Raw genomic sequence first — 23,202 nt, forward strand, 5'->3', positions numbered from 1 at the left:
AGAAAGTATAAAGGTTATTTGATAATTAGCAGATTAGACTCAAAAATATCCTCGCATTCCGGCCAAAACAAATATATTTGCGGTATGAATATCCTAATCATTGGTTCAGGCGGTCGGGAATCTGCCTTTGCATATAAAATTGCTCAAAGTAAAAAATTAGACAAATTATTTATTGCTCCGGGAAATGCAGGTACATTGGCCTATGGAGAAAACGTGCCTTTAAAAGTAACTGATTTTGAAGGACAGGCACAGTTTGCTCTGGACAATAAGATTGATCTGATATTGGTCGGACCTGAAGAGCCTCTTGTTAAAGGAATTCATGATTATTTTCTCAACAGAGAAGACATCAAGCATATTCCTGTAATCGGTCCTCAGCAGGAGGGAGCACAGTTGGAGGGCTCAAAAGATTTCTCCAAACAGTTTATGCAACGCCATCAGATTCCTACAGCGGCTTCCCGTTCATTTGACCGGTCTAATCTGGAAGAGGGACTTGCTTATCTGGAAACGCAGAATCTTCCGATTGTACTGAAGGCGGATGGTCTTGCTGCGGGTAAAGGGGTATTGATATGCGAAAGCCTTCAGGAGGCAAAGGATGAACTGAAAGCTATGATTGCAGATGCTAAATTTGGCGCAGCCAGTGATGTCGTTGTGGTTGAGGAGTTTTTGAAAGGAATAGAACTGTCCGTGTTTGTACTTACAGACGGGACTTCATATAAGGTATTGCCATCTGCAAAGGATTATAAACGTATCGGCGAAGGTGATACGGGTCTCAATACTGGTGGTATGGGTTCCATTTCTCCTGTCCCGTTTGCAGACGAAACGTTTCTCAACAAGGTGGAAGAACGAATTATTAAACCGACAGTAGATGGTCTGAAGAAGGATAATATTCCTTACAAAGGATTTATTTTTATCGGTTTGATGAATGTCGGTGGAGAGCCTTTTGTGATCGAATATAATGTACGTATGGGTGATCCGGAAACAGAATCGGTATTGCCTCGTATTGAATCTGATCTGGTTGATTTACTTGAAGGTGTTGCACAGGGAAATCTGGATACCCGCTCCTATACAGTTTCATCAAAAACGGCTGTTACAGTAATGTTGGTTTCGGGTGGATATCCTGGTGATTACGAATCCGGGAAAGTGATATCTAACATAGAAAATGTAAAGGAATCTATCGTATTCCATGCAGGTACAAAAGAGCAGAATGGGGAGGTGTTAAGTGCCGGAGGACGTGTCATCGCAGTCACTACTTTGCAGGATACATTGTTTGATGCTTTGCAGCAGGCGACTGCTGATGCAGGCCGCATATACTTCGATGGTAAGTATTTTCGCCGTGATATTGGCTTCGATCTGATCTGATTTGAAAAACATTTTTCTCAGTCTCAATAGCTTACGTTGCGACTGAGAAAAATATTTTGGAAGCAATGAAAATCCTCTTATATTTGCATCACCAAAAAAATAATGGCCCGTTCGTCTAGGGGTTAGGACGCAAGATTTTCATTCTTGAAACAGGGGTTCGATTCCCCTACGGGCTACACACTTAAAAGTCAAAACAAAAAACGCTGTAAATTAAATATTTACAGCGTTTTTTGTTTTATCTGTATCTACAGATCTTTCAATTTTTCCCAGTAAAAAAGAAGTGCAGTGGTCGCAAGATGAATTAGCACGTAGGTGTGATACTGTTAACTCTGCAAAAATCAGCAAAATGGAAAATGCACGAGAAGACTACAATTTTATAACTCTATTAGAAGTCTGCGATGCTCTCAATATCGATGACTCTACCATTGTAAAAAAAGAGGAGTAAAATCCTAATTGCTATAAAAACACAAAATTCAAACGGATGTTCATTTAATTCGGATTCAGTTTAAAATTGAAATTTAATTAACAAAACTAAAGAAAGCAATCGATTTTATCGTACCGTCAGTAGTCGCCAATAATGCTTTATCTCGAGTTAAATATGTGGCACAATGAACAGCATCGGCCCATTCCACTGTTTTGATATGCCCTGAGACAGTAACCACCTTGGGTACATTATATAGTTGTTCATATAACTCTGATGTAAATGGCGCAATTTTTACCCAATCAGGTCGATTCGCTAAAAAGCTCTTAAATTGCAATAATGTAAATTTATCCTTTGCAATAAGGTCAAATTTTCGAGAAATTTCTATGAATGTCAATATCGAGGTACAGACTATTCCCTCGATCAAGTCTCCTTCTGCTCTGAATCGTTCTACAATATTATTTAAATATTTTGCGAGGTTGTCCGAAATAAAACCATTTTTAATAAAGAGACCATCTTCGTATACTTTATTACTATAATACTGATGCATAAAATCGACAAATATTTGGGTATCCAATACTATATCAGTCATATCAAATATTATTCATAAACTCTTCAAATAATTCATTGTCCCAGTACGCTGATTCACAACTAGGTTTCAGACTAACATAGTTACATGTGAATAAAGGTATCTTATCGGAACAATGAACATTCTTATCTAAGAATGGATTCCCGTCCTCATCTATATCAAAAGCGTTCTCTTGAAACCAAATCTCATCTAATTCAACCAAAAACACATTTCCTATATCAATTATCGTCTTCAGCTTCATATAATCATCTCTTGTGATTTTTTCTTTTCGACCATCCCCCAGAAAAAGTAAATCTGAATAAGTACCGACAAAAGATGTTTGCTCATCTTTCGGAGAGCCTCTTTCAATATCCGAAAAACACTTATGAGAAAGATACTTAAAACTCATTAAAGGTTAATTTTTGGATTCTTAATAGATTCTACCTTAGATTCAGTCTGCCCTTCGGAAATCGAACTTTTGGACAACAAATCTTTAATGTTACTTTCTTCTATATGTTCGACATCCTTTTCAACTCCATCCTCAATTGCGTTATGTAATAAAGCTAAAAATTTCCCAGGAATATTTGAACATTTATTAGAGGCCAAAGTTAAGGACTCTTCAGTGAACGGAAATAAACTATCATCAGCATTATATCCTGCTTCTCTAGACTTCTTGAGATATTCCTTAGCCAAAGGAATAGCTTGCTCCACTGTTATGGGTTCAAACAGAATGGTACTAGTATGCGTCAACTCTCCTCCCAAAGATGTAAATCTCTCTAATCCCGAGGAACTCCAATATGGGTTCAGAATCTCTTGTAAATATGGGTGTATCACAAGTAAAATATTGAAAAATGAGACCTTAGCATTTTCATTAGTTCCATCTAAAAACCAATATCTTAATTCTTCACAAAAAGCTCTTCTTTCTTGCGCAGACAAGGGAACTATAATTTTCTCCAATTCATCGCAGAGAATTATTCCTTTTGTAAATCCCGAAGCCTTTAAAATAGTAACGATATCATCAAACAACAATGTATTTCCAGAACTTCTCCATTCGGATTCTGAAATCTCAGAGGTAAAGTATTTACTCAAATCCGTAGCATTATAGCCAAATCTTGATAATCTATCTACCAATTTCGGGTTTTTAATATCAAGTTTTTCTAATGTTCTTTTTACAGCCATCTGTAAATCGTGTTCGCTCAAATATGTCATTCCCAGGTCATTATACTTGTTTTTCAACCAGCTATAATCACCTACTGTCTCTAGAAGATTAGTTTCAGTGACTTCGTCATATATCCTCTCATCTAAAAAACTTGTCATGATACGAAGTCTACATACAGCTATTGAAAGAACATTCTGTTCAATAAGATTGTTAATTATTAAACGGCTTAAGGAGTAAAATCTACGATAACTTTCAGAGCTATTTGGTGCACAATAAGTTGCAAACATTACTTCGGAATCCTTAGTAATATCTTCTCCCCAATCTTTATTTATCCTTCGAAACTGGTAATACAGAAAAGAGGATTTTCCGATACCACGTCCTTGTCTCGTTGCATTGTCCATTAGTAATGAGATACATCGAGTAGGTTTACCTTCTGCTTTTGGAATAACTAAGCTTTCAAATTGAGAAGTTTCTTTAGTTCTTAATTCAGGCAAATAAATTTCACCATTTTCCCGATCATCAGAGCTAAGAATCTGAATTCCTGGTTTTATAGGAAAGGGATTACGAGTAAGATAATACTTTTTATATCGATTATTGAAATTATCCTTTTTTTCAACGGTTCTTAAAATACTCATGATTAAATATTTGTAATTGCGATTAGTGTAACTATTTTTTTATTTACATAAACAGGCCTCCTAAGAATTTGAGAACCACTTTTTTGATCTTCCCTAATATCTGTTTCTAAAGAAATCCGATATCCAGCCTCCCCACCATTATCCATCAAATGAATAGTTTTTTCCAAAAATGTATTAAATAAATGTGCATTCAGTTTCAAAAGACGACACACCTCATCACGAACATCTTGAACGGAAACGTATAATGATTTCTTTATCAAATATAATTTATAATATTCTTCGTAAAGAGTTAAAATAAAAAGAGAACGGAATTCTTTATTATCAGTTGAGGGGTTAAATAAGGCTAGTTTATGCTTATGAAGATTAAATACATGTTTTATCTCGGATAAATTTTTATCAATGACATCTTCTCTAAACGTAGATACAGGGTATATTATTCTGCCTGGTATCTGGGGATTATAATCGGTATAATTAATCAGTCCTAATTCTTCTAATCTCGCACACCAATAAGAGTATGTCCGAGGTAGTAACGGGCTTTTATTCCCCAAAAAATCATTGTTATTCAAGCGAGGATTTTTATTTCCAAAGAAAAAATTAATTGATGCCTCTCTCATAGACTGAGATAATCTTTTTCGTGGTGTAAACTCTGTACTTTTCTCTGGTATCCGTCTAGGTTTAGTTTTACCTAATTCTTCCCATCTTATCGCGGTATCAGACACAAAATGCTCTTTAGGATACGGAAAAGCTTCTGGAAGAATACTGGTGATGTAATTCCATGTATCCGACACAATGTCCTCGATTTCTTTATTCCAATCTTTATCAGACCACTTTCTTTTCTCGGGGTTCCATGATATTCGTGGACTAGGTATTATCAGCTGTCCTTGATTAGAATTCAAATCCCAAAGTCTCTGAATAAACCACGCAGGTATAGTATACATGCTGTTTAACTCTTTTATTAAAGCGTTATAAAATGTCCAGTAATCATTACTATAGGCTTCTAAAATTTGTTCGCCAACAAAAGAAATACTGTACAGTTCTCTATTCAATAAACTATGTTGGAAATCCTCTTTCTTATAGTTTACTCGTGAATATAATTCGATCCACTTAAACTCTGTAAGCTCAGTAAGCAAATTGTTGCAAGCAGTTATACTCAACCGTGATGAAAAGCTAAGACCCTTAACACGATTACTTAATATCTGTTCTATTTCTTTCTTAGAGAAAAAATCAACATCTCTACCAAATTTCAATACATCAATATACATTGATATATCACCATAAAATCCAATTCCTCTATATTTTGGTTGAGGCCAATAGCTCTTGTTCAACTTTATTGCAATTATTACTTTATAAATATAAGAAATCTTGGAATAGCCTAAACATTTACAGTCTGACTAGTTTATTAAGTCATCAAAAAATCTATCTCTGCTATTAGTCAAAACAGTACGAGACAGTTTCTCTTGATATGGATCTGTACATGATGATATTGGCTCGTACTTTTTATCAGAAACAGCCTTTTTATAAAGAATATCGACAATATCAAGACCATTGGAAAGTAAGTCACCCAAAGATTCTAATTCTGAGATATTACATACTTGTAAGTTCATGTCAAATCCTGTCTCTGATTCTATGAGTTTTAGAAAAGCAAGATTTGAAACGAACAAATCTTCATAACACACAATCAATGAAACCACATGTTTCACCTTATAAAAGGGATGGTTTAGCGTTAAATTATTCTCAACAATAAAACCTCCGAATTCATCAAGCTGTTGCAAAGCTTTATTCATACTGCCTTTTTTGATGGTATTAAGTACATTCTCTTTATCAAATCGACTTCTGGTATGAGCATTTGTCAAGGAAAGTTTCACTTCAATCAATAAGCAGACATCACCAGATATCAATGCATAGTCAGGTATCTTTTTATTATAATCCAAGTCTATATAATCCAAATCTAAACATTGAACGAAATCAGTTGACATTAAAAATTTACCCACATAAGTTTTAAAGATATTTCCAAAAGTAATCCGAAAAGGATTCTCATTTCGCTTACTGCTTCGCTCTTTCTCGGCTAACAAATGAAATACACCATTGGTAACCTTATCAAAGAAATATTTCATTTGTGGTATTAGGTAAGTATTACCATCGTCAATTATTAATGGCCTATGTTTTAAGGGATCAACTCCATAAATTTCTAAACCTTTGCTGGCAATAGTGCCTTTCTGACTTCTAAAATACGTCGGGTATTCTTGATGCTTCATAGACACTAAATCGAGAAAAATCGCATAACTATCCTGCGACATAAAACTCAATGCTTCATCGATTTCCATAAATCTGTCTACGTAACCACAGGATTTATGCCATATAAGTGTACCAATACCTAAATAGCTTTTGATTGACATTCCAAAATAGGATTGAAATCTAATGTCAAATTCATACTCTGTCGAGACTTCTCTTGGAATCTCTAAAAACAATAGATTAGCCCTACCTAATAGCTTTGGAAGGCTTTCTTGCAACGGAAATTGCCAATGAGAAACTTTTCCTAAAATATGGGGAGTGATAAAGTCTTTATCAAATATTTCTACATCCTTGTCATATAAGTCTATCGAGTAATCCAACATGTTACGGAATATTTGGGACTTAAATGAAACACGACTAGTGGACTCATTGTGTGCCCCTGACAACAATATAAATCTAGCCAATCGAGTACTAGAAAAATATAAGTTAATCCGCTGTTGGGTATTCATATATTTTATCCATTGAAACAGCTCAAAATCTATACCTTCATATTGTAATTCTTCTAATGAGGTACCAAACTTGAATACAGCATTAATCTGGGCCACTATATTTAAGACATCAAACAGTCTATATGGAGATAAGTACGAATATAATTCTTCTAAAGTCTTTGGTTTAGCTAGCATAGGATCGATTAATTAGATATATACTATGTCTGGTTTTCCATAATATTTGCGTTTAATGAGATGGATGATTTTTTCTCTATTGGACGAACTTACTCGTTGTCCGATCAGTACCTTTTTCACAACATTTGGAGAAACATTAACCAGCGAAAAACCAGATTCATTATGACTAAAAACTGGAAAAACGAAACGGTATTCTTCCTCAAATTGATATTTCTCCTGTTCTTTAACAAACATCCAGTTAATTGCAGACATTTTAAAAAAATCATCATCTCCCTCTCCTGATACATCTCCAAGATAATAATGGACACGCTCAATTTCATCAATATACAATGTCTTACCTGTCATATAGGGAGCATTTAGCTTCCTGAAATATTTTTTCAACTCATTAATCAGCATTTGTGAGTCGTATTCTATACAAATACCATTACCATTATTGGCATAGTCAGACCACATCCTATCATTGTCAAATCGATGAGTTAGGCAACAGATACCGAATGACTTAATAGTCTCGTTTGTCATCCGTAATAGCATTTCATTCCTTTCTTCCGAATCCATCGTCAAGAAGAAATTATATTTATCCCATGCATTTTGATCTCCAATCTTTATAACATTATCACTCAGATCTTTCGAGAGCCGAAGAAAAGTGTCCTGATAATATCTTTGCATATCAAAACGGGAGAGCCTGCATTCTGTTAAATCCGTAAAATTTAAAGGAGATGTGAATTTTATATTACATGATTCCAAACACTTTACTCCACCATCAATATCCATATATTTGAAAAGAGACTTTGGTTGCTCTAAACTCAGTCTATTAAACTCTTCAAGAATATAGAGTTCATACTCTGTCAACATATTTTACTTCCATTTATACTTTAACCCTTTCACGTGATAATGCTTCGTAGATATACATTCCAAATTCTTATCGTTAAACAATGCTAAATTATACCCTTCTCTACCATAACACTACAATACTCGACTACATCGAAGCCTATATTGGCAATGACCTTATTGCGAATATCGGACTGCCGAGCCTCTAACTCGTCGAAGTCTATGGATGACAGCAACTTACCGGGACTAGTAATCTCAATCATATCGTCAAAGATGGCGACCTTGATATCTCTGCCGTGAGTGCATAGTCACGATGAACGACCGCATTCCGAATAGCCTCCCGAACAGCCACTACGGGATATTGCCAACGGGTATTGGTATACACGCCTTCTACAGTCGCCGATTTATTGATATGCCGCAATACAAATTCGTACGCCTGCTCTGCCTGTTCGCCGATATGCGTATCAATGGTTTTCTGGTCGATGAACGCACCTGTGTCCGCACCCTTGAACCTGGCGCACTCGATCTTGGGGTAGGGAAAATACCGCCTGCGGAGGGGACTATCAGAAAACAAGATTGGTGCATGAGTAGGCACTGGGCTTTCCCTGAAATATCCTTACCAATTCCAATTTGCGCAAAGCTGTCTCATCCAATCTCTCTGCTGTACGCTCTTCATAGAATAACCGGAATCTCCCAAGATCCAAATCCCCTATATGATCATCCAATACGACTTCACTATCATAGGATACATTTCTTTTCTGGCGCTCTAGTTCGGCAATGATGTTTTCATCGGCCAGGTGGTTAGATGAACCTACACGTATATAGGTTCCTTCGAGCTTCCCTTTTGCTTTAATATAATATAGAAAATTGCTTCCCCGATGGATATGGACTCTAATAAAATGGGCGCCATCGACCTGCTGGAAAGATATCTCGGGTACGATAATGGGTTGGCAGTGATCAAAAATAATATTGCTGATCTGTTCTTCGAGAAAAAGGAGTTCATCTTCGGGCAAACCTACCAATTTACGGTGATCATCCTGTACACCAATAATCAACTCACCCCCTGCATCGTTCGCAAACGCCACAATAGTCTTCGCAAGCTCTAAAGGCTTATTCAGCTGCTGCTTAAACTCTAAACGCCTACCTTCGGGTTGATTAATCAATAATGCAAGGTTCATAAAGACAAAAGTACGAAAATTAACTCATCTCTGACTGTTCAATGCATTCCACGATAACTCCCATGCCGGCGCACATGCAATGTCATTAAGTTAAGGATACAAATACCGTTTTATTCATGCTGAGGGTACCGAAGCATCTAAAAAAGCATAGTGCATAAAATCTTTCACTGCGTTCAAGATGACAAAAAACGCTAACCTAATACTATTGGGCGCACGTGTGTCACATAAATAAACATCAAGATCAGTCGATTATAAAAAACGAAACCCGGAAGTTTGAGATTGCTTTCAGAGAAAAATTACCGCATGAAGCAGATTTTGTTCAGGTATTAATAATTCGAGTCAAGCTTATTTTATTTTGCAATTTGCAAATCGCGAATTGCAAAATAAAGTATTGCCTTTATGCCATGAAACGCAAACATAACGGCATGAGACCACAGGATATCGTTGTCTTGGTCAAGATCTCGACAATTCACTATGAAAATTGGCAGTTAAAAGATTTGGCGAATTCTCTATACATCAGTAATTCAGAAATATCAGAATCGTTAGAAAGAAGTGCATATGCTGGTCTGATTGATTTTGGAAAGCGCAATGTCCATCGTGGAAATTTGTTGAATTTTCTTATACACGGAATGAAATATGTATTTCCAGCACAAGCGGGAATACTGACAAGAGGTGTGCCTACAGCTCATTCACATCCCTTTATGCAGTCTTTTATCAGTAGCGAGCAGTCTTATGTCTGGCCGTCTTCTTCCGGATCAGTCTTGGGGCAGGCTATAGAACCTTTCTACGCCAATCAGGTTAAAGCCATCGCGGAAGATGAAGAACTATATCGATTACTCGCCCTCTTGGACGTGATAAGAGTCGGCAAACTTCGGGAAAAAGCCGTTGCAGAAAAAGAGTTGAAAGAAGAATTATCAGCCAATGTCAAATCATACTAATATCGTACGGATCAAGGCCGTAAACAACGCCCTACAAGAGTTACGTGACCATGTGGTCTTCGTAGGAGGAGCAACAATATCTTTATATGCCGACCGGCCTGTCCTTGAGGTGAGGCCGACTGATGATATTGATGTGATTGTCGAGACACCTAATTACAAACAGTGACAGCAATTGGAAGAATAGCTGAGATTGAGTCGGGTGTAATCTGTCGCTTCAAAATCAAGGGTATCACCGTTGACATTATGCCCACAGATGACCCATCTGTAGGATTCAACAATAAATGTTCAGCATGTACAAGAAAAAATTTCTACTCTTGTTGCAGAAAACAAATCAAAGGGAAGGTTTTTTGCTTTATCAAGTGTAGGGAGATTACTTGAAGGTTTGGATATCGAAGATAAGTTGAAAAGTGAGATACAGGTAGGTGATTTGGTAAAAGCTATCAATATAATTTAAAATTGTATGGAAAAGGAATTTATTCCGATTGAAGATAGAAGGGTTTATTTCTTATTCCGTAGAGGGAAACGAGAACATATAGAGGCTCTTTTCAATACTGGAGAAGTGTATATTAACTCTGTTGATTTTATTCGAAACTGTGATAACAACTGGGAACGATCTAACGAAGAAGATGGGATACATGGCCGTAACTATCTCGGCGAAGGTAAAGTAATACTTTGCGAGATCGGAGGGGATTTCGACAAAGATGGTACAACTTTCGACGCAAAGGATATTTTGATTAGACATGATAATTTGCAAAAAGGTAATATTTATTGTCTTACCGGGATATATTCAGAACATTTCTCGGGGAATAGGAATGAAATTAGATTTGAAACGCAATCATTTGGCGATACTGTGATCTTCATCCATAAACCAAAGGTTTTTATAGATCGTATCAGTAAAGCCTTAACCGATTTGGGGTATAGCAGTTGTATTTCAAATAAAGTCAACTATTATGCAAACAACTACTCTGGTGGAGTTGGCTTATTTAGAAAGCATGAAAAATTTAAGCACCAACAGGAGTTTAGAATATTCGTTCCCAACGATAGAGTTGAGCCTATCAAATTGCAGATAGGTCCGTTAAATGATATCGCACAATTAGGTATGGGCGTACTTAAGTTAAAGTATACAGATGATAAAGAACAGTTGATTTACCTTTAGTTACTAATAGAATGTACTTTTTCCGTTTAGTTTTTTAACATTCTGTGTATTCATGAGGCCGAATGTGTTTCACAATCGCTGAAAAAATGTAAACTAGTAAATATGAAAACATATTGGTTCGTTTTCCACTAATATTTCTTTCACATATATTAAGAACTCCTTATCTTAGCATAATAGCAATTGCAGCTAAGACGTATGTCAAACCAGTACGTTATTCGATGAGTTCGAAAAAGTAACACTTGTAAAAGCCAGATAAAGAAACTAAAACCCAATAGTGGATATTCCCCTACGGGCTACTAAACAGGACAAATGAAAATATATTTCATTTGTCCTGTTTTTATTTTGGGATAATCTGTTATTTATCTGAAAGATAGAATTTGCAGTTACATTCATTCGTATGATAAAACCTATAGATCTAAAAAGTAATTGATTATTTTGAAAAAAACCGGATATTTAAGTTTGGTATTATACGATCTGTAGAAAAACTAGTTATTAAATGTAGTTTTATTTTGCAATAGGGTCTTTATTTTTCAACAATCAAAAATGAATATTTCTCGAAAGAACTTTTTGAAAGCGATGGTTGGCGCCCCTATTTTTCTGTCTATGCAGAAGGAGGGAATATTTCTCTTTAACAAAGAAGATGCATTCATTGATAAACTTTTACCTGCTTCAAAAGGTGGTGGTTTCGCTATGGATGATTACTGGATATGGGATCCGTCAGTGATAAAAGGAGAAGATGGAAAATATCATATGTTTGCCTCAAGGTGGAGTAAAAAATATGGATTTGGAAATTGGGTTACCAATTCTGAAGTGGTGAGAGCTGTATCTGACACACCCGAAGGGCCGTATGAATTTGTCGAAGTTGTACTGCCTGCGAGAGGAAAAGAATATTTTGATGGCTGTACTACACACAATCCGCGTATTATAAAAACGGATGGATACTATGTACTCTATTACTTTGGTAATACTTACAGCGATCCGGCCCCTCAGTATGATGAAGACGTATGGAACAACGGAGTGGCGCATAAAGCCTGGATGAATAAAAGGATAGGAATGGCTTATTCCAAATCCATAAAAGGTCCATGGACGCGGTCAGATTCTCCCATACTATCTCCCCGGCCGGGAAAATGGGATGCTTCGATTACCTCAAACCCCTCTCCTGTAGTATTACCGGATAAAAGCATTTACCTTGTTTATAAATCCTCTCCGGCAGATCATAATCCCCCTTTGCTTTTGGGTGCTGCAATGGCAAAAACTTTTAAAGGCCCTTACAACAGGATATCTGATAATCCAATATTTTCATTTCATTCCCTGAAAAATAAAGCTAACGATGTTGAAGATCCTTTTGTATGGTGGAATGGAAAATCGTATGAACTAATCATGAAAGACAGATTCGGGCATATATGCGGAGAAGAAGGCGGTGGAATTCATGCTTCTTCGCGTGACGGGATCAATTGGGAGCTTTCTTCTCCTGTCAAAGCGTATTCCAAAAAAATCCGATGGGATGACGGAACTGAAACCGTTCAGGCGAATTTCGAAAGGCCGTTTTTATTATTTGAAGATGGGAAGCCAACTCACCTTTTTGCAGCGACAGGCAGCGGAAATGGTTCCTACAGTTTTGACCGTACATGGAATATGGTCATACCTCTGAAATAGTGAGTAATCTGGAATTAAACAAACTACGACTGTTGTAATTCAGCGAAAAGCAAAAGAAGCCCTCTCCTCGATTTTTCTGCAGTTGAGACTGACGGGGGCTTTTTAGCCAGGCAGAAAAACGGAACAACTTCAATATAGATCTTCCTATCACAGATTAGAAAGCAAATGAACTTAATTTGCTATATCTGTTATGTATTCAAAACAGAGTGTAATCTGACCAACACTTATACTATAAAAGTATATTCTCTCCATCTGTTATTTAAGATTTGTTAAAAAGATTTGGTATTTCAATATTTTGAAAATACATTTGCTATTGTTTTTATTTAGACTTAATATATATAAATGAAAATGCATTCAAATAATTAATAGAGTCAGAGCAATTAACATGCTGGTAGCAAGCGTATTGCTTCTATTCTTATTTTGTTTTTCAGGTTATACAGTTATTCTCGTTTGGATAATATAGTTAGGGTAGAGGTATTATGATGGCAGCGTATGATCTGATAGATAATTAATCATATAGTTCAATCTAATACTTACACATAACCAAAAACAAAAATGTATCATTCTTTAAAAAACAGTAAATCACTACTCCTTCTTTTCCAAATATTATTCTTCATGATCTGTTCCGGGAATATCAATGCCCAGGAGAACAGAAGCGGCATTATTACTGGTCGGGTCTCCACAACAGATGGTAAATCTGCAGCATACAGTACAGTAAAACTTTCCGGTGGAAGAAGTATAAGTGTCGATAAAGATGGCCGCTATACATTTGAAAATATGGAGGCCGGAACCTACATTATTACCGTAAGTTTTGTGGGGTTGCCGGAGCAATCTCAGACTGTGCAGCTTGCAGACGGAGAAAAAAAGATCGCCGATTTTGTTCTGTCAGCAGACGGCAAGACATTGGATGAAATTCTTATTATCGGACAAAAATATATCATCACTTCTAAAAAGGAGAGTGATTATGTAGCACGGTTACCACTTAAAAATCTGGAAAATTCTCAGGTCTACAGTGTGGTGGATAAAGAATTAATCAAAGAACAAATGGCACTGACTCTGGAAGAATCATTTAGAAATGTACCAGGAGCTGCGCCATCCAAGACCGGAGCCGGAATGCCTTCTTTCTTTTCCAGAGGGTTTCAGACCAGTGAAAACTTTAGAAATGGTATGGCCACCTACTTGCGCACAGGAATCGACCTGGCTGAAGTGGAGCGGGTGGAAACTATCAAAGGTCCAACATCAACATTATTTGGGGCACAGATGACTTCCTTTGGCGGTATTGTTAACTACATTACAAAAAAGCCATATGAGACCTTTGGCGGAGAGGTAAGTTATACGGTGGGAAGCTGGGATATGAACCGGTTAACAGCTGATATTAACACACCTGTTAAGATTGGGGACGGCGTATTATTCAGATTGAATCTGGCACGTCAAAAAGAGAATTCTTTCCAGGATCAGGGAAATAACGGAACAGTACTTATTGCCCCCAGTCTTTCATATCAGGTCAATGACCGGCTGAAACTGACACTTGATGCTGATTTTTATGCTGTTCGTGGCATCACTCCGGCGGGTTGGATGATCGATTCCAAGCTCGGGAAAACAAGTTTTGACCAGCTTCATCTGGACTATCGGCAGTCTCTTAACGACAATTCATTAGTTAGTAAACAATCTTCCAGCAACGTCTTGTTTCAGGCAGATTATAAAATTTCAGATAAATGGCTTTCGCAGACTAAATACGCCTGGGGAAGTGGTGGATACGATGATCTTTATATTTTTGATATGATCTGGAAGACAGATAGTCTGGTGGACAGGACATTGCGTGTTTTCACAGACGAAGAGTCTGCACGTAAAAACTTTCAGCAGAATTTCATTGGAGATTTTCTTATCGGAAAGTTCCGAAACAGATTGGTTGTCGGATTTGACTATATGTCTAACTATAGAAAAACACGTTACGATGGTTTAGGTTATGGAACACCGGTATTTGCACCTGCGCAGTTATACAATCTTCCGGCAACACCTGTGATTCGGATAGAGAATGTCAGTGCAGTCCTGGCCGGACGAAATACGGGACAGAATGTGACCAAAGAAGCAAGTTACAGTGCTTATGTATCTGATGTATTTAATGTGACAGATCGGTTACTGGCGATGGCAAGTCTGCGGGTAGACCGGTTTATCAGTGAAGGGACGACCAATACACTGACAAGAGTACAGACCGGGAATTATAACCAAACAGCCCTTTCCCCTAAATTTGGATTGGTTTACAATGTATGGAAAGAAAAAGTCTCTTTATTTGCTAATTACATGAACGGCTTCAAGAATGTGCCGAACCGTTTGCAGCCGGATGGAGTTGTTTCGGTATTTAAACCGCAATGGGCAAATCAGCTGGAAGGAGGGTTCAAAGTCGAGTTGTCTGATGTGTTCAATGCAACAGTGAGTTATTACGATATTGACGTTACAAATAGTCTGCGTACAGAGGCGCGGGATGGTAAGAATTATACTGTACAAGATGGAACACAGAGCAGTAAAGGTCTTGAAGTGGAGTTAATAGGTAAACCTTTTACGGGTTTTAATTATGTGGCAAGTTATGGATATAATGATAATGAATTTGTAAGTGGGACGAATGTAGGTAAACGGGCATTGGGTACTCCTGAACATGTTATCAATGTCTGGGCAAGTTATGCGCTGACTAGCGGACAGTTGAAAGGACTGGGGCTTGGCGTCGGAAATTCCTATATTTCAAAAGCATATCTGGATGCTGCAAATACATTTACTTTGGGAGCCTATAACTTGCTGGATGCGACGCTGTTCTACAACAGACCAAAATATAGTTTTCGTATTAAAGCAAATAATATCCTTGATAAACAATACTGGGTAAGTGACGGCTATTATGCCAGACCGCAAAAGCCATTTAATTTTATGGCAAGCGTTGCGTATAAATTTTAAATTTTCTCCGGATCTCTGTATAGCTGACATCTCATGTCTGTAGATGGAGATCCGGATTATTTCTTCCTTTGTTTAGGAAGCTTTACTAATTATTCCCTGTTATTGATCCCCATATAAATCTGCAAACCCGCAGATATTTCCTGAAGTTTTCCATTTTAAGGCAGCGAAGCGATGAAAGCAAACCGGCTGATTTAATTCTTAAATGTGCAATAATTCTTTAGTAAAAGAAGAGTATAGGGTTAAAATCTTCATGTAATCAGTATTTATTTAGAAAAAATTTAAATTTATAAAGCTCATTAAATCAGCTGTTTATTCGTTATTATAGATTTCTAAAAGAATAAATATCTATAAAGTCTATAGTTTTTATAGATATTGTAATATATTTGCAGGGCAATTAACAATAATCTAACGTCTAATGCCCTATAAAAAACATTTTATAATATTTCGAATGTGCCCCCTGGCACATCACATACTACATCCACAAAGAGGTAGATGCTAACGCATTATCCTTATCCTAAAAAACAAAAGTTTAGTTACTGCTAAACATCCTCTTGCTTACTTAAACTTTAATCTTAATGAAATACATTCGTTTCTATACATACACTTGTGCCTGGCTGAAGATACTTTTGGTATTGTTTAGTTTGTCCATAAGTGTTGCTTATTCTTCTGAAAATCATAATCTTGCTACTAAAAAAAGTCGATTCTTACGCCTGCCTGCTATTGTGGGTTTACCGGAATCAGATCAGCGGACACTTATCCGCGGAAAAATTCTTGACGAATCAAGACGTCCTATAAGCGGAGCAACCATTAAATCTAAAATCACAGGTATTATCGCACACTCGGATGCCGTTGGAAATTTTGAAATACCCTCTGTCAAAGGAGATCAGTTAACGATTTCTTATGTTGGATTTGAAACTGTCCATTATCCCCTTCGAAATATCCAGGAACGTATAGAGATCAACATGCAGGTTCTTCAAAACTCACTGGAAGAGACTGTTGTTGTTGCTTATGGGCGCTCCAAGGCAAAAGATATAACGGGATCACTAACCCGGCTTACGGAGGCTGATCTGAAAAATGCACCTATGGGTGCTAATATTCAGAGCCTTCTTCAGGGAAGAGCAGCGGGTGTCAACGTTGCGATTCAATCTGCTTCTCCAACATCACCCGTCAGTGTAATTATTCGGGGAGCATCTTCGCTGACCGGCAATAATCAACCGCTTTGGGTTATCGATGGTGTACCGGATTATTCTAATAATACATCTGGAAATGTGGCAAACACTCTTTACAACTTGAATCTGGAAGATGTGGAGAGTGTTGATATCTTGAAAGATGCTTCTGCTACAGCACTTTATGGCTCAAGAGCTTCAAATGGCGTAGTCCTGGTCACAACAAAAAAAGGAAAGCAAGGTCAGGTGCCCACTATTGAGGTTTCCTCCCGATTGGGGTTGCAAACTCAAAACTTCAATGAGTACTCCTATTTTGATGCTCCGCAGTATATCGATTTTGCGGATAGGGCTGCACGTGAGGAGGTTATCAGCAGAGGAGCTTTCGATTATTTCACACGGTTATATCTGGATGAACAGGCTTTTTTTAAACTGCGAACGAGCGAATATGACCAATCGGACCTTCGTATACTACCGGGAGCATATTATGACGGGAATACCAATTGGCTAAAAGAGATGACCCAATCGCCCTGGAACCATACCCATACGCTCTCCTTGCGGGGAGGAACACAGGATGTGGTCTATTATGTTTCGCTCAATAACCAGAATTACTATGGGGTTATCCAATCGGGTAAAAACCGACTTTACGGAGGTCGGGCAAATCTTGAGGCAAGGATTCGTAAAGGGATAAAATTTGGTCTGCAAATAAATGCTTCCTCCAGAAATACGGACGATAAAGATTATATGCTTAACGTCATAAAAAAAATAAGACCGGATATTCCTGTTTACAATGAGGACGGAACTCTTTTCACCAGGGATCCTTATACTGAAAATCCTTACACGACTTTATTGAATACCCAAAATGGAGAAAATAAAAACTTCAATGCCACGACTTTTCTGGAAGTGAATTTTTGGGAACATTTTCTTTTGAGAACGGCTTTCACGGCAAACTATATCAACAATGAGTCGCTAAGGTATATGCGCCGGGGCAGTACTTTTAATTATGATGGAAGCCGCAATTGGCAGTATCAGAAAACAAATTCTCAAGTTTGGGAAAATACGCTTAATTATTCCAGGCAACATGGAGATCATGATATACTGGCTTTACTTGGATATTCATTCGAAAAAACAGGTTTAACAAGCTTTGGGATGGCGGCCAGCAATTTCCCTGATGATGATATTCTCAATAATTTCAGTTCGGGAGCAAACAGGGGAGCCCTGACAGAAGATTATACCGCCTATGCTTTGGTTTCCCAGTTCTCCAGACTTCAGTATAAATTTAAAGATCGCTACATTATTGGAGGAAGCTTAAGAAGAGACGGATCGTCCCGCTTTGGTCCCAATAATCGTTGGGGAATCTTTCCTTCAGGATCAGTTGCATACCTGATTCATGAAGAATCCTTCTTTAAAAATACCGCTGTAAAAGACAAGATCTCTTATCTTAAATTAAGAGGATCTATAGGAACAGCCGGTTCCCAAAACCTTGGTAATTATGGTTGGCAAACTTACATCGGTTCCGCAAGATATAACGAAAGTCCCGCAATCAGTCCGTCTTCTATCGGTAATTTAGAACTCAAATGGGAAGAAACCAAGATGGTCGATGTCGGGCTTGATTTTGGTTTATTCAGGGAAAGACTTCGCGGATCATTTGGTTATTATTCTAAAAAATCTGACGATCTTATTTACTCCAAACCACTTCCAACCAGTTCATCCTTCAGTACTATTAGTTCTAATGTAGCATCTATTAAGAATGAAGGATTGGAGTTTGATATAAGGTATGATATTATTAAGCGGCCGGATTTTACATTAACGGCTGATGCAAACATTGCCAGTAACAAAGGGAAGGTTTTGAAAATTAACGGTACGGCATCGGAGCTGAATTTTGGTAATATCGTGGTCAAGGAAGGAGAAAGGACAGGACAATGGTTTGGTTATGAAACCTATAACCGGCTGTTTGTCACACAGGAAGAAATTATAGCTTTACAGGGGACGAGTGCCACAGGTGCCAAACAATATTACAGAAGTGCACAGGAAAGTATTGGTGATCTGTATTTTAGAGACCAGAATGGAGATGGTATCATTAATACAGAAGACAAGGTTTTTTTAGGAAGCGCTGAACCCAAATATTTTGGTGGATTTGGTCTTACCGCCATTTACAAAAATTTCTATGCCAATGCTACTTTTACCTATGCTTACGGTCAGAAAAGACTGTGGAGTATGCCTCTTGAAGATGTCGGCTATGTAGGGAATTACAACCATAGTAATAAGATCGCAGGACAAAGTGCAACGCTGTTAGATCCCTACACTGCAACTATTCCTCGCATGACGCAGTACGGAGACGGGGCTAATGGTACTTTCTCCGATTTTTGGTTATATGACGCTTCTTACATCCGGCTCAGTGCTCTTAATCTAAGCTATAGAATACCTCAAAAATCACTCGCCAATTCTCTGGTACAAGGAATAGATTTAACATTCCAGGCGACTAATCTCCTGACTTTTACTTCCTATCCCGGATTTGATCCGCAGGGCAACTGGTCCAGTTCAAGCATAGGTACCGGGATGGGAACAGATAACAGTGCATATCCTGCAGCACGCACATTTAATTTAGGTGTGAAACTCACTTTTAGATAAAAATAATACTTATGAAAAAATTCAACCTTCATATTCTTTTGATTTCAGTATTTACATTGCTTGTCAGTTGTGAAAAATATTTGGATCAGCAGCCCAGGTTTGCCCTCACGGAATCCAATGCCATCACGAGTTATGATAAAGCAAAAGCGGCTGTGAATGGCATATATGCGACTTTTCGTAATGATAATTGGTCCGGCGCGCTATATGTGGCGCAAGCAACCAAAGCTGGATTTGTAAATTTTTCAGGTGTAGCTGACTACAATCTGTCTTATACGCAGGAGACGCCCGGAGGATCGGCTGTCTGGAGTGCTTTTTACCGTAGTCTGAATTCTGCTAATTTTGCTATAACGGGTATTGAGGCTCTTCCTGAATCTGCTTTTGCCAATACTGCCCAACGAAATGCCCTGCTTGGTGAAGCTAAGGCAGTACGCGCATGGATCAATCTTAATATCCTCTGGAATTTTGGCTACTGGTGGGCAGAAGATGAAAGTCCTTACGGGCTGATTTATCGGGACAAACCTGCAGCATTGGACAATGTGAATGCTCCGCGTATAACTGTTGGTGAAAGCTACAGGCATATTAATGAAGATCTTGATTTTGCCATTCAACATGCTCCGGACTTTGATAGTCCTCGCTATATTTCAAGGCAGTATGCACAAATACTTAAGGCAAAATCTATCTTATATCGTGCAGGTTACCGTAATGAAACAGAACCTCTCAGACAGGCGTTGACTCTGGTTAACAGTGTTTTGGAGCAAACGAATGCCAAATTTCAGCTTCAAAGTGATCTTGCACAAGTATACCAGCGGTCCTGGGAGTCACCCGAAAACCTTTTTGTAAAATATTTAGAAGACGATGGTTCCCGTACTTCCGCAGGAGGATACTGGTATACCTACGGGATTATCTATCAGGGAAATACATTGCCATTAGCTCCGGGAGGTTCATTAACGGCAGGTCTGCGCTATGGTACTGACTGGTTCGCGGGCGATCCGCGCTGGTCTATTGCTACCGGAGAGGTCAGAGCTCCTGAGACTTGGGACAATACTTTTCGCTATACATTTAAGAAGTTAGCACGTCTGGGAAGTTATCAGGGTAAAGTCAATTCGCCTGTTGATGAAAAGTATGCAACTTATTACTTCCGCTTTGCAGAACTCTATCTGCTCAAAGCCGAACTACTGGCCCGTACGGGAGCTAGTGTGCCGCAAGCTATTGCGCCAATCAATGAACTTCGTCAGAAAAGATCTGCACAGGCGTTCAAAAGCCTTAGTCCACTCAATCAGGAGCAGCTATATGATGCTATTTTTAAAGAAATATTTTTAGAACTGTGCCTGGAAAATGGCAGTGAATTCTTTGCCAGTATTCGCTTTAAAAAAGATAATCAGCCCTGGATTGTAGCAATTAAAGACGGATTGACATTTGACATTACACGTTCTTCCTGGCCTATCCCAAATTCAGAGATTATTAATAACCCGTCAGCTATCCAAAATCCGGGACAAGATTAATTGACCCCTCTATTTAATTATTTATATGAAAAAGATGAATATAATCAAATCGCTTATCTGGCTCTCACTTACTACAGGTATTGCATCCTGCAAAGACGAGGTCAAAGAGGTTTTAATACCTTATCCGGAAGATATTACATTCAATGAGATTACACTTGATAGATTTTCCAGTCATATTCCGGATGCGCCTTATCGTGCAGGAGCTGAATCTACAGGATTTGTGCAGGTAAATGTTCAGAAAAAGGGTAATAACGATTTCAGCGGATTTGCGTTATCTAACCGAAACTACCGTTCTTATCCCTGGGTATTAAGTCCGGATTTTACGCCATCATCAGGTGTATCAGCAGAATTACGAAGAAGAGCAATTGATTCAACAATTTTTAGCGTTTACACAACTACGCCTAACCGGACTGAAACCTACCTTATCGGACATGCGCAGGATGATCAGGCTTTTCTTTCTTTTGATGCTCCGGTAGTAGCGGAGCATGTACTGATCGCTAACACGACTTATACTTACCTGCTGGCAAATTATGGATCTGTCTATTCAGGGACGTTAGATGCCGGCAGTCAACAGTATAAACTGGATGGTACAAAAGTCAGAAATCCGAATGTATCCAGTACTTCCACAGCAGATTATGGTCGGTGGCGTCTTCCGACATTAGCCGGAAAAGATCTTATCCGGTTGGCGGGAACGACAGTATTAAGCAAAACGCCTACTTATATTCGTTTGCTGATAACAGGCTATCTGAATGGTTCCAGGACCGGAACGACTACTTTCTATCTGGCAACCACAAAAGGAGGGGACAGCCAGAATCCCACAGTAGAGATTGTCCGATCCAACTGGACCAGAGTAGATCTGCAGTCCCTGGGTCGTGTAGATAAAATACTTTTTACTATTGACGGAAACTATAAGGATAATAATCAGGCTCTGCTAAGTCCGCCATATTTTGCATTAGACGGTTTAAGAATTCAACACTAATTTAGTTTATATAATCATGAGAAAAATCACAAAACAAATCCTGCTTTTAGTACTTGCTCCCATTGCAGCACAGGCGCAGGTTTCGAAATTTGAAGTTCAAGGTCATATTCCTGAAGTAAAGAAGGAGTATAAAGCGTATCTGCTTAAAGGTAATGAGGCTGATTCGGTGCAAATTGATCCGCAAGGTAAATTTATATTTTCAGGTGAGGTTGATGGTCCCACGAAAGCACATCTTCTGGTGGGGTCTACCCTGAGACAGGCTTACCGTTATGCAATTCCATTTTATCTGGAGGAAGGTAAGATTACACTAGCCAGTAAGGACTCCATAACTAATGCAACGGTTACAGGAGGTGCAGTTAATACCGATGATCAGAAATTAAATGCATTACTTAAACCTCATAATGACGAACAGACTAAACTGTATGAATGGTACAGGGGATTATCTGAAACGGAGAGAGAGTCTTTGGCTGTGAAGAATAAGATTGATGAAACAAATAAGGATATCAGCCAGAAGCGTAAGGTGATCAGGCAAGACTTTTTAACTACATATCCGAATACTCCTATTGCGCTGGATATTGTGCAGGCGATTGGTGGTTATTCGCCGGAATACAATGATATCTATCCTCTTTACGAAAAGCTCTCTGCTGAAGTTAAAAACAGTACTGCAGGAAAAAAATACCTGGAACAGCTGTTGTTGCAAAAAGCTTTAGGATTGGGCAGTGTCGCTCCTGCTTTCAGTCAGCAGGATACATCGGGGAAAGTTGTTAAGCTGGAGGAGTACAGAGGAAAATACGTTCTTTTAGATTTCTGGGCAAGCTGGTGTGGCCCATGTAGAGCTGAAAACCCCAATGTTGTAAAAGCATTTCACACTTTTAAGGATAAGGGTTTTACCATTATCGGAATCTCTCTGGATGATGAAAAAGGTAAAGCAGCATGGCTTAAAGCAATTAAAGATGATAATCTTCAGGAATGGGCTCAATTATCAGATCTGAAAGGCTGGAAAAATGATGTCTCCACACAGTACGGTATCCGTGCAATTCCTTCAAACTTTCTATTGGATCCGGAAGGAAGAATTATTGCTAAAAATTTAAGAGGAGCTGACCTGGAGAAAAAACTGGCAGAAGTTTTAAAACCTTAAGAAGAACATTATAACTCATAACAAAGTAAAGTC

The 23,202-nt window shown here is 38.2% G+C and carries 17 protein-coding genes and 1 tRNA gene; 10 read left to right on the top strand and 8 right to left on the bottom strand.

Features of this window, described 5'->3' with window-relative positions:
• Positions 1–84 precede the first annotated feature (84 nt).
• Positions 85–1,359 carry a phosphoribosylamine--glycine ligase gene (gene purD, locus I6J02_RS07250; protein ID WP_201681074.1) on the top strand — a complete coding sequence of 425 codons (1,275 nt, stop codon included), beginning with the start codon at positions 85–87 and terminating at the stop codon, positions 1,357–1,359.
• A 104-nt stretch (positions 1,360–1,463) separates the two neighbouring features.
• Positions 1,464–1,535: transfer RNA gene (locus I6J02_RS07255), tRNA-Glu, on the top strand.
• Positions 1,536–1,877: 342 nt separating this feature from the next.
• On the opposite strand, the gene I6J02_RS07260 is transcribed toward I6J02_RS07255, so the two are convergent.
• From I6J02_RS07260 to I6J02_RS07295, 8 genes are all read right to left on the bottom strand, one after another.
• Positions 1,878–2,372, bottom strand: coding sequence for a hypothetical protein (locus tag I6J02_RS07260; protein ID WP_201681075.1), 495 nt, complete (start codon positions 2,370–2,372; stop codon positions 1,878–1,880).
• Position 2,373: 1 nt separating this feature from the next.
• Positions 2,374–2,757: a hypothetical protein gene (locus I6J02_RS07265; RefSeq protein ID WP_201681076.1), complete on the bottom strand. Its 384-nt coding sequence runs from the start codon at positions 2,755–2,757 to the stop codon at positions 2,374–2,376.
• The gene (locus tag I6J02_RS07270) at positions 2,757–4,142 is read right to left on the bottom strand and encodes a hypothetical protein (protein ID WP_201681077.1); all 1,386 of its coding nucleotides are present in this window, start codon (positions 4,140–4,142) and stop codon (positions 2,757–2,759) included. Before I6J02_RS07270 ends, I6J02_RS07265 begins: the two co-directional genes overlap by 1 nt.
• Positions 4,143–4,144: 2 nt before the next feature.
• Positions 4,145–5,467, bottom strand: a complete 1,323-nt coding sequence (locus tag I6J02_RS07275; protein ID WP_201681078.1) for a hypothetical protein — start codon at positions 5,465–5,467, stop codon at positions 4,145–4,147.
• Between the two features lie 66 nt (positions 5,468–5,533).
• Positions 5,534–7,057 (bottom strand): hypothetical protein, encoded by a 1,524-nt coding sequence (locus I6J02_RS07280; RefSeq protein WP_201681079.1) that lies wholly within the window; start codon positions 7,055–7,057, stop codon positions 5,534–5,536.
• A 12-nt stretch (positions 7,058–7,069) separates the two neighbouring features.
• Positions 7,070–7,723 (bottom strand): DUF2971 domain-containing protein, encoded by a 654-nt coding sequence (locus I6J02_RS07285; RefSeq protein WP_201681080.1) that lies wholly within the window; start codon positions 7,721–7,723, stop codon positions 7,070–7,072.
• 269 nt (positions 7,724–7,992) lie between these two features.
• Complete coding sequence (locus I6J02_RS21925) at positions 7,993–8,148, bottom strand: ATP-binding protein (RefSeq protein ID WP_201681081.1); 156 nt, start codon at positions 8,146–8,148, stop codon at positions 7,993–7,995.
• A gap of 300 nt (positions 8,149–8,448) precedes the next feature.
• Positions 8,449–9,063, bottom strand: coding sequence for a helix-turn-helix domain-containing protein (locus tag I6J02_RS07295; protein ID WP_201681082.1), 615 nt, complete (start codon positions 9,061–9,063; stop codon positions 8,449–8,451).
• A 404-nt stretch (positions 9,064–9,467) separates the two neighbouring features.
• On the opposite strand from I6J02_RS07295, the gene I6J02_RS07300 reads away from it, so the two are divergent.
• From I6J02_RS07300 to I6J02_RS07335, 8 genes are all read left to right on the top strand, one after another.
• Positions 9,468–10,001 carry a hypothetical protein gene (locus tag I6J02_RS07300; RefSeq protein ID WP_201681083.1) on the top strand — a complete coding sequence of 178 codons (534 nt, stop codon included), beginning with the start codon at positions 9,468–9,470 and terminating at the stop codon, positions 9,999–10,001.
• A 460-nt stretch (positions 10,002–10,461) separates the two neighbouring features.
• Complete coding sequence (locus I6J02_RS07305; protein WP_201681084.1) at positions 10,462–11,157, top strand: hypothetical protein; 696 nt, start codon at positions 10,462–10,464, stop codon at positions 11,155–11,157.
• A gap of 543 nt (positions 11,158–11,700) precedes the next feature.
• On the top strand, positions 11,701–12,813 hold the full coding sequence (locus tag I6J02_RS07310) for a glycoside hydrolase family protein (RefSeq protein ID WP_201681085.1): 1,113 nt from the start codon (positions 11,701–11,703) through the stop codon (positions 12,811–12,813).
• Positions 12,814–13,368: 555 nt separating this feature from the next.
• Entirely contained in the window at positions 13,369–15,756 is a 2,388-nt protein-coding gene (locus tag I6J02_RS07315; RefSeq protein ID WP_201681086.1) for a TonB-dependent receptor, read from the top strand.
• A gap of 575 nt (positions 15,757–16,331) precedes the next feature.
• A complete protein-coding gene (locus I6J02_RS07320; protein ID WP_201681087.1) occupies positions 16,332–19,550 on the top strand; it encodes a SusC/RagA family TonB-linked outer membrane protein in 3,219 nt (1,072 codons plus the stop codon).
• 11 nt (positions 19,551–19,561) lie between these two features.
• Positions 19,562–21,052, top strand: coding sequence for a RagB/SusD family nutrient uptake outer membrane protein (locus tag I6J02_RS07325; protein WP_201681088.1), 1,491 nt, complete (start codon positions 19,562–19,564; stop codon positions 21,050–21,052).
• Between the two features lie 34 nt (positions 21,053–21,086).
• Positions 21,087–22,031, top strand: coding sequence for a DUF4465 domain-containing protein (locus I6J02_RS07330; RefSeq protein ID WP_201681089.1), 945 nt, complete (start codon positions 21,087–21,089; stop codon positions 22,029–22,031).
• A 16-nt stretch (positions 22,032–22,047) separates the two neighbouring features.
• The gene (locus I6J02_RS07335) at positions 22,048–23,169 is read left to right on the top strand and encodes a TlpA disulfide reductase family protein (protein WP_201681090.1); all 1,122 of its coding nucleotides are present in this window, start codon (positions 22,048–22,050) and stop codon (positions 23,167–23,169) included.
• Positions 23,170–23,202 lie beyond the last annotated feature (33 nt).

The organism is Sphingobacterium spiritivorum (assembly GCF_016725325.1).
Taxonomy (GTDB): Bacteria; Bacteroidota; Bacteroidia; order Sphingobacteriales; family Sphingobacteriaceae; genus Sphingobacterium.

Bases quoted from the DNA above. Each gene is read 5' to 3' on its own strand.
- purD (WP_201681074.1), top strand. From the start codon at position 85: ATGAATATCCTAATCATTGGTTCAGGCGGTCGGGAATCTGCCTTTGCA.
- I6J02_RS07260 (WP_201681075.1), bottom strand. From the start codon at position 2,372: ATGACTGATATAGTATTGGATACCCAAATATTTGTCGATTTTATGCAT.
- I6J02_RS07265 (WP_201681076.1), bottom strand. From the start codon at position 2,757: ATGAGTTTTAAGTATCTTTCTCATAAGTGTTTTTCGGATATTGAAAGA.
- I6J02_RS07270 (WP_201681077.1), bottom strand. From the start codon at position 4,142: ATGAGTATTTTAAGAACCGTTGAAAAAAAGGATAATTTCAATAATCGA.
- I6J02_RS07280 (WP_201681079.1), bottom strand. From the start codon at position 7,057: ATGCTAGCTAAACCAAAGACTTTAGAAGAATTATATTCGTACTTATCT.
- I6J02_RS07285 (WP_201681080.1), bottom strand. From the start codon at position 7,723: ATGCAAAGATATTATCAGGACACTTTTCTTCGGCTCTCGAAAGATCTG.
- I6J02_RS21925 (WP_201681081.1), bottom strand. From the start codon at position 8,148: ATGATTGAGATTACTAGTCCCGGTAAGTTGCTGTCATCCATAGACTTC.
- I6J02_RS07295 (WP_201681082.1), bottom strand. From the start codon at position 9,063: ATGAACCTTGCATTATTGATTAATCAACCCGAAGGTAGGCGTTTAGAG.
- I6J02_RS07300 (WP_201681083.1), top strand. From the start codon at position 9,468: ATGAAACGCAAACATAACGGCATGAGACCACAGGATATCGTTGTCTTG.
- I6J02_RS07305 (WP_201681084.1), top strand. From the start codon at position 10,462: ATGGAAAAGGAATTTATTCCGATTGAAGATAGAAGGGTTTATTTCTTA.
- I6J02_RS07310 (WP_201681085.1), top strand. From the start codon at position 11,701: ATGAATATTTCTCGAAAGAACTTTTTGAAAGCGATGGTTGGCGCCCCT.
- I6J02_RS07315 (WP_201681086.1), top strand. From the start codon at position 13,369: ATGTATCATTCTTTAAAAAACAGTAAATCACTACTCCTTCTTTTCCAA.
- I6J02_RS07320 (WP_201681087.1), top strand. From the start codon at position 16,332: ATGAAATACATTCGTTTCTATACATACACTTGTGCCTGGCTGAAGATA.
- I6J02_RS07325 (WP_201681088.1), top strand. From the start codon at position 19,562: ATGAAAAAATTCAACCTTCATATTCTTTTGATTTCAGTATTTACATTG.
- I6J02_RS07330 (WP_201681089.1), top strand. From the start codon at position 21,087: ATGAATATAATCAAATCGCTTATCTGGCTCTCACTTACTACAGGTATT.
- I6J02_RS07335 (WP_201681090.1), top strand. From the start codon at position 22,048: ATGAGAAAAATCACAAAACAAATCCTGCTTTTAGTACTTGCTCCCATT.